The organism is Cellulomonas sp. P4_A2, from assembly GCF_056402515.1.
The window spans coordinates 275,968-289,969 of sequence record NZ_JBFUHG010000005.1 but is presented as its reverse complement, the minus strand read 5'-3'; the positions used below and the strand labels follow the sequence as shown (position 1 = coordinate 289,969).

11 protein-coding genes are annotated in these 14,002 nt (G+C 73.3%); 9 read left to right on the top strand and 2 right to left on the bottom strand.

Annotation, left to right across the window (positions count from 1 at the left end; genetic code table 11):
- Window positions 1-22: 22 nt before the first annotated feature.
- Window positions 23-814, top strand: a complete 792-nt coding sequence (locus tag AC1DUE_RS07595; protein ID WP_477038795.1) for an FAD binding domain-containing protein — start codon at window positions 23-25, stop codon at window positions 812-814.
- The gene (locus AC1DUE_RS07590) at window positions 811-3,522 is read left to right on the top strand and encodes a molybdopterin-dependent oxidoreductase (RefSeq protein ID WP_477038794.1); all 2,712 of its coding nucleotides are present in this window, start codon (window positions 811-813) and stop codon (window positions 3,520-3,522) included. Before AC1DUE_RS07595 ends, AC1DUE_RS07590 begins: the two co-directional genes overlap by 4 nt.
- Before the next feature lie 128 nt (window positions 3,523-3,650).
- On the opposite strand, the gene AC1DUE_RS07585 is transcribed toward AC1DUE_RS07590, so the two are convergent.
- Window positions 3,651-4,673 carry an XdhC family protein gene (locus AC1DUE_RS07585; RefSeq protein WP_477038793.1) on the bottom strand — a complete coding sequence of 341 codons (1,023 nt, stop codon included), beginning with the start codon at window positions 4,671-4,673 and terminating at the stop codon, window positions 3,651-3,653.
- 43 nt (window positions 4,674-4,716) lie between these two features.
- On the opposite strand from AC1DUE_RS07585, the gene AC1DUE_RS07580 reads away from it, so the two are divergent.
- Window positions 4,717-5,982, top strand: a complete 1,266-nt coding sequence (locus AC1DUE_RS07580; RefSeq protein WP_477038792.1) for an amidohydrolase family protein — start codon at window positions 4,717-4,719, stop codon at window positions 5,980-5,982.
- Window positions 5,983-5,990: 8 nt separating this feature from the next.
- Here AC1DUE_RS07580 and AC1DUE_RS07575 read toward each other — a convergent pair whose 3' ends face one another.
- A complete protein-coding gene (locus tag AC1DUE_RS07575; RefSeq protein WP_477038791.1) occupies window positions 5,991-6,932 on the bottom strand; it encodes a PDR/VanB family oxidoreductase in 942 nt (313 codons plus the stop codon).
- A 178-nt stretch (window positions 6,933-7,110) separates the two neighbouring features.
- On the opposite strand from AC1DUE_RS07575, the gene AC1DUE_RS07570 reads away from it, so the two are divergent.
- From AC1DUE_RS07570 to AC1DUE_RS07545, 6 genes are all read left to right on the top strand, one after another.
- Entirely contained in the window at window positions 7,111-8,391 is a 1,281-nt protein-coding gene (locus tag AC1DUE_RS07570; protein ID WP_477038790.1) for an amidohydrolase family protein, read from the top strand.
- A 2-nt stretch (window positions 8,392-8,393) separates the two neighbouring features.
- Window positions 8,394-9,176 carry an ABC transporter ATP-binding protein gene (locus tag AC1DUE_RS07565; RefSeq protein WP_477038789.1) on the top strand — a complete coding sequence of 261 codons (783 nt, stop codon included), beginning with the start codon at window positions 8,394-8,396 and terminating at the stop codon, window positions 9,174-9,176.
- On the top strand, window positions 9,176-10,024 hold the full coding sequence (locus AC1DUE_RS07560) for an ABC transporter permease (protein ID WP_477038788.1): 849 nt from the start codon (window positions 9,176-9,178) through the stop codon (window positions 10,022-10,024). Before AC1DUE_RS07565 ends, AC1DUE_RS07560 begins: the two co-directional genes overlap by 1 nt.
- Before the next feature lie 1,268 nt (window positions 10,025-11,292).
- Window positions 11,293-12,618 (top strand): FAD-binding oxidoreductase, encoded by a 1,326-nt coding sequence (locus AC1DUE_RS07555; RefSeq protein ID WP_477038787.1) that lies wholly within the window; start codon window positions 11,293-11,295, stop codon window positions 12,616-12,618.
- Window positions 12,615-13,400 carry a creatininase family protein gene (locus AC1DUE_RS07550; RefSeq protein ID WP_477038786.1) on the top strand — a complete coding sequence of 262 codons (786 nt, stop codon included), beginning with the start codon at window positions 12,615-12,617 and terminating at the stop codon, window positions 13,398-13,400. The genes AC1DUE_RS07555 and AC1DUE_RS07550 overlap by 4 nt, the downstream gene beginning before the upstream one ends.
- Before the next feature lie 22 nt (window positions 13,401-13,422).
- On the top strand, window positions 13,423-13,998 hold the full coding sequence (locus tag AC1DUE_RS07545) for a pyridoxine/pyridoxamine 5'-phosphate oxidase (RefSeq protein ID WP_477038785.1): 576 nt from the start codon (window positions 13,423-13,425) through the stop codon (window positions 13,996-13,998).
- Window positions 13,999-14,002: the final 4 nt, after the last annotated feature.

Genomic DNA, 14,002 nt, shown 5'->3' with positions numbered 1-14,002 from the left:
GTAGGCCACACTCGGGAGCCACATGGACCTGACGTCGCTGGACCACATCCGCTCGCCGCGCACCCGCGCTGACCTGGTGCTCGGCCCCGGCAGCGCGCCGTTGGCCGGGGGCACCTGGCTGTTCTCGGAGCCGCAGCCCGACCTGCGCGAGCTCGTGGACCTGACGACGCTGGGGTGGCCGCCGTTCGAGGTGGGCGACGGGCTCACGATCGCCGCGACGTGCACCCTGCGGCAGCTGGCGGACCTGCCGCCGGTGCCGGGTTGGCGCTCGCAGCACCTGGTGCAGGACTGCCTCCTGTCGCTCGTCATGTCGGAGAAGATCTGGGACCTGGCGACGGTGGGCGGCAACATCTGCCTCGCGCTGCCCGCCGGCTCCCTGACCACGTTGGCCGTCGCGCTCGACGCGACGGCATCGGTGTGGACGGCGACGGGCACCTCCGAGGTCGCCGTGCTCGACCTGGTGACCGGCGTGCGGTCGACGTTGTTGGCACCCGGTGAGGTCCTGCGCTCGATCTCGATCGCCCCCGACGTCCTCACCTCTCCCGCGTCGTTCGCCCGCGCCGCCCTCACGCGGCACGGGCGGACCGGAGCGATCGTCGTCGGGCGACGGTCCGGCGACGGCCTCGTCGCGACGATCACCGGTGGCGTGCCCCGACCGCGGCGGTTCGCCTTCTCGTCGTACCCGTCTCCCGGCGAGCTGGCCGAGGCGATCGACACGATCGACGACTGGTACGACGACCCGCACGGCGCCCCGGACTGGCGCCGGGCACAGACGTTGCGCCTCGCCGCGCAGGTGCGGGAGGACCTCGCATGAGGCTCGAGGTGAACGGCGAGCCGCTCGACGTCGACCCCGCACCCGGGCAGGTGCTGCGGACGCTTCTGCGCGAGCACGGGCACAACGAGGTCAAGAAGGGCTGCGACGCGGGCGACTGCGGCGCGTGCACCGTCCTGCTCGACGGCCGACCGACGCACTCCTGCCTGGTGCCCGCGGTCCGCGCCGCGGGCCGGTCCGTCACCACGGCTTCGGGGCTGGGGACGGTCGAGGATCCGCACCCGGTGCAGAAGGCGTTCGTCGACGCCGCCGCGTTCCAGTGCGGATTCTGCACGGCCGGCTACGTGACCACGGTCGCGGGCCTGGGGCTGTCGGGCGAGGTCACCGAGGAGACCGCCCGTGCCCTCAAGGGGAACCTCTGCCGGTGCACGGGGTACCGGTCGATCTGCGACGCGGTCCGCGGGGTGTCGAACACGGTCGACCCGCTCGCCGGGCAGGACGCGGGCCGGTCGGTGCGGGCACCCGCGGCGCACCGGATCGTCACCGGGAATGAGGCGTACACGCTCGACGTGCCGGCCGTCGACCTCGCCCACCTCGCCGTGCTGGGCAGCCCGCACGCGCACGCGCGGATCGTGTCCATCTCGGCCGACGAGGCCCGGCGGGCATCCGGCGTGCTCGCCGTGCTCACCTACGAAGACTCCCCGACGCACCGCTTCTCGACGGCGCGGCACGAGAGCCGGCTCGACGACCCCGACGACACCCTCGTCCTCGACCGCGTGGTCCGCTTCCGCGGGCAGCGGGTGGCCGTCGTCGTCGCGGACACCCTCCGCGAGGCCGAGCGCGCCCGCGCGCTGATCGAGGTCGAGTACGAGGTGCTCCCGGCGGTCTTCGACCCCTCGGAGGCGCGCCTGCCCGGTGCTCCGCTCGTGCACGGGGACAAAGGACCCGAGGCGCGCATCTCCGAGCCGGGGCGCAACGTCGTCGCGCAGAAGCACGACGAGATGGGCTCCGTGGCCGAGGGCCTGGCCGCTGCCGCGCACCGCGTGCACGGGACCTGGCGGACGAGCCGGGTCGCGCACGCGTCGCTCGAGACCCACGCGACGCGCGGCTGGCTCGACGAGGAGGGCCGGCTCGTCCTGCGGACCAGCACCCAGGTGCCCTACCTGACGCGCAAGGAGATCGCGCACCTCTTCGACCTCGACCTCTCGCAGGTCCGGGTGCTGACCGGACGCGTCGGCGGCGGGTTCGGCGGCAAGCAGGAGCTGCTCACCGAGGACCTCGTCGCGCTCGCGGTGCTGCGGACCGGGCGGCCCGTGCAGTACGAGATGACGCGTTCCGACGAGTTCACGGTCGTGCCCAGCCGGCACCCGTTCCGCGTCACCGTGGACGTGGGCTGCGACGACTCCGGCGTCCTGACCGCCCTCCAGGTCGACGTGCTCGCGAACACCGGCGCGTACGGCAACCACGGTCCGGGCGTCATGTTCCACGGGGTCAGCGAGTCGGTGTCGGTGTACCGCTGCGCGAACAAGCGCGTCGACGCGGAGTCGGTCTACACGCACACCATGCCGGCCGGAGCGTTCCGCGGGTACGGGCTCGGGCAGGTCCAGTTCGCGATCGAGTCAGCGATGGACGAGCTCGCGCGCGAGGTCGGTCTCGACCCCTTCGAGCTGCGGCGGCGCAACGTCGTCGTGCCCGGCGACCACCTGCTGGTGACCGACCCCGACGAGGTCGACGACCTCGACATGCACTCGTACGGGCTCGACCAGTGCCTCGATCTCGCGCAGGCCGCGCTCGCCGACCGGTCCGGCGACCCGCCCGCCCCGCCCGGGTCCGTGGTCGGCGAGGGGATGGCCATCGCGATGATCGCGACGATCGCTCCGCGCGGCCACTACGCCGAGGCCTCGGTCCGGCTCCTGGACGACGGCCGCTACGAGGCGCGCGTCGGCACCACGGAGTTCGGCAACGGGACGACGACGGTGCACGGGCAGCTCGTCGCGACGGCCCTGGGCACGACCGTCGACCGCGTCGTCATCAAGCAGTCCGACACCGACGTCGCCGGGTACGACACCGGTGCGTTCGCCTCCGCCGGGACGGTCGTCGCCGGCCTCGCCCTGCACCGCGCCGCCCTGCAGCTGCGCGGCAAGGTCCTCGCCGCGGCCGCTGCCCTGCGCGAGCACCCCTCCGACGAGCCGCGGAGCTGGTCGTCGGCACTCGACGTCGACTCCGCCGAGGGCGTGCCGCTGACCGAGATCGCCGCCGCGGTCCCCGGCCTCACCGGCAGCGGGAACCACGACGGGTCCCCGCGGTCGGTCGCGTTCAACGTGCACGCGTTCCGGGTGGCCGTCGACCCGGAGTCGGGCTCGGTGACCATCCTGCGCTCCGTCCAGGCCGTCGACGCGGGCACCGTCCTGCACCCCGAACAGCTGCGCGGCCAGGTCGAGGGCGGCGTCGGCCAGGCCATCGGTACCGCGCTGTTCGAGGAGGTCCGGCTCGACGACGAGGGCCGCGTGACCACCGCCTCGTTCCGCGCCTACCACGTGCCGCAGATGATCGACCTTCCGCCCACCGAGGTGCTGTTCGCGCAGACCACCGACGACCTGGGCCCCCTCGGCGCGAAGTCCATGAGCGAGGCGCCCTACAACCCGGTCGCCCCGGCCCTGGCCAACGCCGTCCGCGACGCCCTCGGCATCCGCCCCACCGAGCTGCCCATGTCCGCCGACCGCCTCTGGCGCCTCGCCCAGCAGCGCTAGCTGTCCCCGCAACGTCCGAGCAAGCGAGCGCTATAGCGACCACGAGCGCGGACGCTGCACCTTCAACCCCGTCAACGTCCGCGTAAGCGAGCGCTATGGCGACCGCAAGCGCGGACGCTGCAGGTGGGCTACTCGGCCGGTGCCCGTTCCGGGGCGTGGGAGTCGGCCGGGCGGTGGATCGGGCCGACCGTGCGGCTCAGCGGGGTGCCGGACGCGCCCGCGCGGGACGCCAGGACCTCCGCGAGCACCGAGACCGCCGTCTCCGCGGGGGTCGAGGCGCCGATGTCGAGGCCGATCGGGGCGTGCAGGCGGGCGAGGTCGTCGGTCGTCGCGCCGAGCTCGACCAGCGCCACCGTCCGCCGGTCCTGGGTGCGCCGCGAGCCCATCGCGCCCACGTAGCCCGCGCCGCCGCGCAGGGCGGCGAGGACGAGCTCCGCGTCGTAGCGGTCGTCGTGGGACATGACCGCCACGACGTCCCGTGGTCCCAGCGTCAGCGAGGCCAGGTGCCGGACGGGCCAGTCGACGACGACCTCGTCGGCCGCCGGGTGCCGACGGGGGGTCGCGAGGACCGCGCGGGCGTCGCAGACGGTCACGCGGTACCCGACGGCCCGCGCGGCGGAGGCGAGCGCGGCCGAGAACTCCAGCGCGCCGTAGATCACCATCCGGTCGGGCGCGGACGCGACCTCGACGAACACCTCGACACCGCCCTCCGGTCCCGCGAACCGCACGATGCCGGTGCGGTCGGGCAGCTCGCGGTCCGTCGGCAGCTCTCCGACGAGCGGTGTCACCACGCGCGCAGCCGACCCGCGCGCGGCAGCCGCGAGCGCGGGCACGTCCGCCGGACCGAGCTCGCGCGCGTGCACCCGGAGCACGCCGCCGCAGGTCAGCCCCGCCGCGAACGCGTCCTCGTCGGTGACGCCGTACTCCTGGACGCCCGGCGCAGAACCCGCGAGGACGGACGCGCACAGCTCGTACAGGGCACCCTCGACGCACCCGCCGGCGACGCTCCCGATGGCCGCGCCGGTGTCGTCGACGGCCATGGACGTGCCGACGACGGTCGGTCCGCTGCCGGTCATGGAGATGACGGTCGCGACGGCCACGCGGTGGCCGTCGGTGAGGCGGGCCAGCAGCCGGTCAGCGATCTCGAGCATCCAGGTCACCTCCCCGACACGTGCAGGTGCTAGCAAGGCCTCCATGCTGACACTGACCGGCGCCCGCGCGATCGTGATCGACGAGTCCACCGAGACGAGCGGCGACCTGCACGTCGTCGACGGCGTCGTGAGCGCGAGCCCCGGACCCGGCGAACGCCTCGACGCCGACGGCTGCGTCGTCACCCCCGGCCTCGTGAACGCGCACCACCACCTGCTCCAGACGGCGTTCCGCACCCTGCCCGGCACCCGCGGCGTCCGCATGGCGCAATGGCTGCCGACGATGGCCGCGGCCTACGCCGAGGCCGGCGTCGACGGCGAGCTGAGCACCGTCGCGGCGGCGGCGGGGCTGGCCGAGGCCCTGCTGAGCGGCGTGACCACCGTGGCCGACCACCACCTCACGTGGCCGGCGGACCCCCAGACGTCGCTCGAGATCGCGCTCGGCACCGTGCAGGCGGCGCAGCGGCTCGGGGCACGGCTCGTCTTCGTGCGGGGCAGCGCCCGCGACGACCCGGAGGCGGCGGCGATCTCGGCGTCGCTCATCGCGGAGCGCATCGAGCAGACCGACCTCCTCCAGCTCGCCGTCGGGCCGGCCGGGGTGCACAGCGACTCCCCCGAGACGTTCCGGCTGCTGGGCGAGGTCGCGCAGCGGTACGGCCTGCGCCGGCGGACCCAGGCGAACGAGCAGGTCGACGTCGCGATCGCGCTCGAGCGCTACGGCCGGCGCCCCCTGGACCTGCTCGACGAGTGGGGCTGGCTCGCGCCGGACGTGACGCTGGCGCACCTGTGCGGGATCACCGACGACGAGCTCGACCGCATCGCCGCATCCGGCGCGACGGCCACCCACGCGCCCGGCTGCGACCTGCCGATGGGCTGGGGCATCGCGCCGGTCGCCGCCCTGCGGGACGCCGGCGTCGCGGTCGGTCTGGGCACCAGCGGGGGCGGCAGCAACGACGCCGGCCACCTGCTGGCCGACGCTCGCCTGGCGATGCAGGTGGCTCCGCTCGTCGGCAGGCCGCTGACCGCGCGCGAGGTGCTCGGCATGGCCAGCGCCGGGTCCGCCGCGGGGCTCGGGCGCCCCGAGCTCGGTCACCTGCGCGACGGCGCGGCCGCGGACCTGTGCGTGTGGGACGTGTCCGGGGTGGCCGACGCGGGCGTCGCCGATCCCGTCGAGGGGCTGCTGTGGGCCGCGCCGGGACGCCGGCCGCGGCACGTCGTCGTCGGCGGCCGTGTGGTCGTCCGCGACTACGAGCTGCAGACCGCCGACGAGGCGACGGTCGTGGCCGACCTGCGGCGCCGCGTCGGACGCTGAACCAGGCCTCACAGCTCGAGCACCAGGCTCGGCCCGGCGGCGCGCGAGACGCAGATCATCATGGTCTGGCTCGGCCCCCCGGGTCCGATCACGGAGTCGCGGTGCTCGACCGCCCCCTCCAGCACCGGCGTCTCGCAGCTGCCGCACGTGCCCACACGGCACGAGGAGACGACGACCGCGCCGCTGTCCTCGACGACGTCGAGGATGCTCTGCCCCGGCTCCACGGTGAGCGTCGACCCGCTGATCGCCAGCTCGATCTCGAACGGGTCGGGCCACAGGGGCGGCCCGAACTCGCGGGCCTCGAACCGTTCGGCGTGCACGGTCCAGCCGTCCGTCGACACCGCGTCGACGGCATCGAGCAGCCGCCGCGGCCCGCAGCAGAACACCCGCCCGGCCGGTCCGGTCGCCAGCGCGCCGATCGCCAGCCGGGACCCCTCGTCGCCCGGGTACACCTGCACCCGCGGGCTCCCGACGAGGTCGTCGAGGAATGCCATGGTCGCCCGCGAGCGCCCGGCGTAGTGCAGGGACCAGTCCGCCCCGACCGCGTCGGCGGCGGCGATCATCGACAGCAGCGGGGTGATCCCGATCCCGCCCGCGACGAACACCGTCGGCTCGTCGGCGACCGGGTCGAACGTGAAGTGGTTGCGCGGGCCGCGCAGCCGCAGCGTGTCCCCGACCGCGAGCTCGTCGTGCACGTACGCCGACCCGCCGCGACCGTCGGCCTCACGCAGCACCGCCACGCGGTAGGACGACCGGTCCGCGGGGTCGCCGCACAGCGAGTACTGCCGCTCCACACCCCCGGGCAGCAGCAGGTCGATGTGCGAGCCGGGCGTCCACGGCGGCAGCGGCCGGCCGTTCGTCGGCTCCAGGTCGAGCGCCAGCACACCGTCGGCGAGCACGGTCCGGGCACGCACCACCACCGGCCGCTGGATGTCGCTGAACACGCTCACGTAGGTCCTCCTGCACACCCGACAGATCTCGTTCGAGTCACCGTACGAGGCTCGTGTTAACAGCAGCGCAAACACCGTGACGTGGAAGGACCACTCTCGTTACACACGAGAAACGGCAGGTACCTAGCGTGCGTACCCAGCAGTAGATATAGACCCCCGCGACGGCGCACCCGCCCGGGTGAGCCACGCGCTCCCCGACTGGAGGCCCGCGATCACCGCCCTGCCCCGCCCCATCGAGAGGCTGCTCCACGCACGCCTCGCCGACGGCTCGGTGGTGGACGTCCGGCTCGACGGCGCCGTCGTCGAGGCGGTCGTCCCGGGAGGCGCGCTCGGCCCCGGCGACCCGGACTCGACCCTCGAGCTCGACGGCTTCCTGCTGCTCCCGGCGCCCGCAGACCCGCACGCGCACCTCGACAAGGCGCTCTCCTGGGACGCGATCCGGCCGCCGATGGGCGACCTGCGGCTCGCGATCGACTCGTGGCATGCGCACTCGGAGCAGATGACGGTCGACGAGATCGCCGGCCGGGCCCGCGCCCAGGCGCTCACGATGCTCGCGCACGGCACCACCGCGATCCGCAGCCACGTCGACCTCCTGCCCGGCCCCGACCCGCTGCGCGGCGTCCACGCCCTGCTGCGGGTCCGCGAGGAGCTGCGCGGGCTGCTCGACCTCGAGCTCGTGACGCTCGGCGGCTACCTGACCCCCACGCAGGACCACGAGGCCGCGCTCGCCGCGGGCATCGACCTCGTCGGCGGGGCACCGCACCTCGCGCCGGACGCGCTCACCGAGCTGGCGCGGCTGCTGGAGATCGCCCGCCTGGCGGGGGTCGGCGTCGACATCCACACCGACGAGAGCCTCGACTGCGAGGTCACGCTCGACGTGCTCGCACGTGCGGTCGTCGGCTGGGACTCGCCGGTCAGCGCCGGGCACTGCGTCCGGCTCGGCACGCTGGACGGGCCGCGTCGCGACGAGGTCATCGCCGACGTGCTCGCCGCGGACGTCGGGATCATCGCCAACCCGATCACCAACCTCTACCTGCAGGGCTGGGACGACGGGGTCGCGACGCCGCGCGGGCTGACCGCCGTGCGCGCCCTGGTCGACGCGGGGGTGCGGTTCGCGGCCGGCGCCGACAACGTGCGCGACCCGTTCAACCCCCTCGGCCGCAGCGACGCGCTCGAGACCGCGATGCTCCTGGTCGTCGCCGGGCACCTGTCGGTCGACGAGGCGTACGCCGCGGTCAGCACCGGCGCGCGCGACGTCATGGGCCTGCCCGTCGCGGCCGTCGAGCCGGGCGCCCGCGCCGAGCTGCTCGCCGTCCGCGGCACCGACCTCGTCGGGGTCGTGGCCACCGCGAACCTCGACCGCTACGTCATCCACGACGGACGGCTCGTCGCCGTCAGCGAGACGCACGCCCAGGTCGCCGCCCCGGCGCTCCTGCCCACCTACCCCGAAGCGAGGTGACCGTGTCCACGACGACACCCACCACCACCCTGGACACGCCGCCCACGGAGGTGCTGCCCCTCCTCGGGTTCGAGGACGTCGCGATGACGTTCCCCGGCGGCACGGTCGCACTCTCGGGGGTGGACCTCACGGTCGGCCGCGGCGAGTTCGTCTCCGTCGTCGGCCCCTCGGGCTGCGGCAAGTCCACGCTGCTGCGGATCGCCTCCGGCCTGGAGACGGCCAGCGCCGGCAAGGTCACGCTCGCCACCGACCACATCGCCTACGTCTTCCAGGACGCGACGCTCCTGCCCTGGCGCAACGTGCTCGGCAACGTCGAGCTGCTCGCCGAGCTGAAGGGCCGCGGGCCCAAGATCCGTCGGGAGAAGGCGCGCGAGGCGATCCACCTCGTCGGGCTCGACGGCTTCGAGAGCCACCTGCCCAAGCAGCTGTCCGGCGGCATGAAGATGCGCGCGTCGCTGGCCCGCTCGTTCACGCTCGACCCCGAGCTGTTCCTGTTCGACGAGCCGTTCGGCGCGCTCGACGAGATCACGCGCGGCCGTCTTCAGGACGAGCTGCTCAAGCTGTTCAGCGAGCAGCACTTCGCGGGTCTGTTCATCACGCACTCGGTGGCCGAGGCCGTCTACCTCTCCACCAAGGTCGTCGTCATGTCGGGCCGCCCCGGGCGCCTCGTGAAGTCGTTCGACATCCCGTTCCCCATGCCCCGCGACCCCGACATCCGCTACTCCCCCGAGTTCATCGAGGTCGTCGGCGAGGTCTCCCACGCCCTGAAGGAGGCGCACAGCTGATGGCTGCCACCACGATCGACAGCGAGGTCGCCTCCGGAGCCCGTGCGGTCACGCCGGTCGCGCCCCGCCGCCGCAAGCGCTCGACCATCTCCTGGCTGGGACCGGTCGTCGTCTTCATCCTGATGATCGGACTCTGGTACGCCCTCGCGTACTACTACGCCCAGCGCGGCCTGCCCTACTTCGTGCCCTACCCGCACCAGGTCGTCCAGGCGATGTTCGCGCCGGGCGAGTTCCAGGTGCTCATGACGGCACTGCTGCACAGCACCGAGGTCGCGATGACCGGCCTGGCGATCGCCATCGTCATCGGCGTCGCGTGGGCCGTCCTCATGTCGCAGGCCACCTGGATCGAGCGGTCGCTCTTCCCGTACGCGGTGGTCCTGCAGTGCATCCCGATCCTCGCCCTCGTCCCCCTGATCGGGATCCTGTTCGGCTACAACTTCCAGGCCCGCGTCATCGTCACGGTCCTGATCGCGCTCTTCCCGCTCGTCGCGATGACCCTGTTCGGCCTGCAGTCGGTGGCCAAGCAGCAGCGCGAGCTGTTCCAGCTCCAGGGCGTGAGCCGCGCGACGATGCTCATGAAGCTCCAGTTCCCCGCGGCGCTGCCCTCGATCTTCGTCGGCCTGCGTACCTCCGCCGGGCTCGCGGTGGTCGGTGCCGTCGTCGGCGACCAGTTCTTCCAGCGCGGCAACCCAGGCCTCGGGGTGCTCATCCAGCTCTACGCCAACCGCCTCCAGGGCCCCGACCTCTACGCCGCGATCATCGTCGCCTCCCTGCTCGGCGTGACGGTGTTCGTCGTCTTCGGCCTGCTCGGCAGGGCCGTCGTCGGCCGTTGGTACGACTTCTCCTGACCCTTCTGTACAACCGCGTCTCGGCCACCCCCGCGGCCGTTGGCATGACCGACAACCGAAAGAGAGCACCATGCGCACACCGAACCGCACCGTCGTCGCCGCAACCGCTGGGATCCTGCTGACTACCTTCGGGCTCGCCGCGTGCGCAGACGGTTCCGGGGACAGCGACGCGACCACGGCGGCCACCGCGGCCGCCGGCGGGATCGACCTGTCCGACGTCTGTCCGGCCACCGTCGTCGTGCAGACCGACTGGAACCCGGAGGCCGACCACGGTCACCTCTACGAGCTCGTCGGGCCCGGCTACACGGTCGACGCCAACCAGAAGACCGTGACCGGCGACCTCGTCGCGGGCGGCAAGCCCACCGGCGTCAAGATCGAGGTTCGCGCGGGCGGCCCGGCGATCGGCTTCACGCAGGCCTCGGCCCAGATGTACACCGACAAGGACATCACCCTCGGCTACGTCTCCACCGACGAGGCCGTCCAGCTCTCCGACAAGTTCCCCACGACGGCGGTGTTCGCCGAGAACGACAAGTCTCCGATGATGGTCATGTGGGACCCGGAGACCTACCCCGAGGTCACCGACATCAAGAGCCTGGGCGCCGCGCTCAAGGAGTCCGGCGGCGTGATCCGGTACTTCAACGGCGCCGCGTACATGAGCTACCTGATCGGCTCGGGGATCCTCGACGAGTCCGTCACGGACGGCAGCTACGACGGCACCCCAGCCAACTTCGTCGCCGCCGGCGGCAAGGACGCCCAGCAGGGCTTCGCCACCGCCGAGCCGTACATCTACGAGAACGAGGTCCCGGCCTGGGGCAAGCCCGTGACGCTGGAGACCATCCACGACACCGGCTTCCCGATCTACCCGGAGGCCATGTCGGTCCGCTCCGGCGACCTCGAGAGCCTGACGCCCTGCCTCGAGAAGCTGGTGCCCGTCATGCAGCAGGCCGACGTCGACTACATCAACGACCCGTCCACGACGAACGCGCTGATCCTCGACCTCGTCGACCAGTACAACAACGGCTGGGTCTACTCCCAGGGCGTCGCCGACTTCGCCGTCGAGCAGATGAAGAAGCTCGAGATCGCGTCCAACGGCGACAACGCCTACGTCGGCGACATCGACGAGGCCCGCATCCAGTCGGTCATCGACATCCTCAGCCCCATCTACACCGAGGCCGGTGCACCCCCGAAGTCCGGGCTCGCCCCCCCCCCCCCCCCCCCCCCCCCCCCCCCCCCCGTCTCGCTCTTCCCACCGCTCGGAGGCACCACCTGTGCAGACCACCACCGCGCTCGAGGCCCTGACCGCCGACCTGCGCAGCATCCTCGGCGACGACGGCGTCACCACCGACCTGCGCGTCCGCGAACGCGCGAGCGTCGACGGCGCCAAGATGTCCCCCGTCATCCTCGAGCTCCTGCCGCTCGGCCTCGCCGACGTCGTGGCCTTCCCGACGAGCGCGGCCCAGATCGCCTCGTGCGTCGCGGCCGCCGTGTCGCACGGCGTGCCGGTCACGCCACGCGGCAAGGGCACCGGCAACTACGGGCAGGCGATCCCCATGCCCGGCGGGCTCGTCCTCGACCTCACCCGCGCCCGCGCGATCGTGGAGATCGGCGACGGCTGGGTCACCGCCGAGGCCGGCGCGACGATGGTCGCCATCGAGGCCGCCGTCCGCGAGAGCGGCCAGGAGCTGTGGATGTACCCGTCCACCGCGCAGTCGACGATCGGCGGGTTCCTGTCCGGCGGATCGGGCGGCACCGGCACCATCGTGCACGGCGCCAACCACGAGGGATTCGTCGTCGCGCTGGACGTGGTGCACCCCTCCGGCGGTGCGTCGCTCGTCCACGTCGAGGGTCCTGACGCCCAGGCTTACGTCCACAACTACGGCACCGCCGGCATCCTCGCCCGCGTCACCGTCCGGCTCGAGCCGCTGCAGGACTGGCGCGGGTTCTACGCGTCCTTCGACGACCAGCACACCGCGTTCCAGGTCCTGCGCGAGATCGGCCGGCTCTCCCCCGCACCGCGCCTGGTCTCGGCCGACCACCCGTCGATCGCCGAGGCGCTCCCGCCCGACGACGCCCTGCCGCCCGGTCGGGCGAGCCTGCGCGCCATCCTCGACCCCGCATCCATCGACGCCGCCACGGCTCTGGTGACCGAGGCCGGCGGCGTCGTCGAGGACCTTCGCGACGGACCCCAGGCGTCGCTCAAGCTCTCCGTGCTCTCCTACAACCACCCCATCGAGTGGCTGCAGAAGTCCGACCCCGGCACCTACGTGCACCTCGAGGTCGCCGGCGACGCGCTGGTCGACCGGCTCGACGAGGTCCAGGCCACGATCCCCGGCGGGCTCCTGCACCTCGAGGCCGGGCACACCGTCCCGATCGGCATGCTCGCGGGCGTCTACGAGGGTCCCGAGCGCCTGGCGGCCGTGGTCGCCGCGCTCGGAGAGCTCGGCGTCGGGGTCCACAACCCGCACCAGTGGAACGTCGACTTCGAGGTCGAGCGCACCGTCGCCCTCGCCGCCGTCACCGATCCGGCCGGCCTGCTCAACCCCGGCAAGCTCAACCCCTCCTACGCCGGCCCGCGCAAGGGCGCGATCCGGTGAGCCGCCTCCTCGCCGAGCTGTCCGGTCCCGCCACCGCGCGCGTCCTGGGCCCCGACTCGGTCCTCGTCGTCCCCACCGGCGCCATGGAGCACCACGGCCCCCACCTGCCCCTGATCACCGACTCCCTGATCGCCGAGAGCGTCGCCACGGCCGCGATCGCGCGGGCCGCCGGGTCCGGTCTCGACGTCTGGCAGCTGCCCACGCTCACCTACACCAAGTCCGACGAGCACTCGTGGGCGTCGGGGACCATGTGGGTCAGCGCGAGCACCCTGCTGTCCACGCTCGCCGACATCGGCCGCTCGGTCGCCGCCACCCCCGCCCGCCGGCTCGTGTTCCTCAACGGCCACGGCGGCAACACGGCGCTGCTCGGGGTCGCGCTCCGGGAGATCCGCCGGCTCCACGGCCTGCTGACGTTCTCGATGCCCGCCGGCATGCAGATCGCCGGCGCCGGCGGTGGCGACGAGCCCGACGAGCACGGCCTGGGCATCCACGCCGGCTACGGCGAGACGTCGCTCGTCCTGCACCTGCGCCCCGACCTCGTCGACATGAGCCGGGCGCGCCGCACCGTCCCGACCCACATCGCGGGGATGACCCACCTCGGCTTCAACGGCACGACCGCGCAGTTCGGCTGGCTGAGCAACGACTTCGGCCCCGACGGCGTCATCGGCGACCCGACCGGCGCCTCGGCCGCGGCCGGCGAGGTCCTCTTCGACGCCTCGGTCCGTCGCGCCGTCGACGTGCTCACCGAGATCGCGTCGTTCACGCACCTTCCGCGAGCATGACCCCGACGTGCGCGGTGACCGTGTGATCCCGCGGGTCCCCGACGAGGCCTGGCAGCTGCTCCAGGACTGGCTGCCCGACAACGACGACCCCGACCGGCCCGTGATGACGCTCGCGACGGTCGACGAGTCCGGTGCACCCGACGCCCGCTCGCTCCTGCTCAGCGAGTACGACCGCGACGGCCTCTACCTCCACACCGACTCGGCGTCGCGCAAGGTCGCCCAGCTCGACTCCCGCCCGGGCGCGGCCCTCGTCCTGCGCTGGCCCGAGGCGATGCGCCAGCTCGTGGTCCGCGGCGTCGCCGAGCGGGCCGACCGTGCGGAGACCGACCGTGCGTACGCCGACCGGTCGCCGTACCTGCAGCGGCTCGCGTGGGTGAACACGGCGGCCGTCGCGCAGCTCCCGCCCGACGAGCGGCGTGCCGAGTGGGCCGACTTCGGGACCATCCACCCGGTGCTCGATGCCCCGCCGACCTGGGTCGGATTCCTGGTCCGCCCGACGAGCCTCACGTTCTGGACCGGCGACCCGGAGTCGGTGAGCCATCGTCGCGAGTACCGGCTCACGGCCTCGGGCTGGTCGCGTAGCGAGCTGCCCGGGTGAGCGC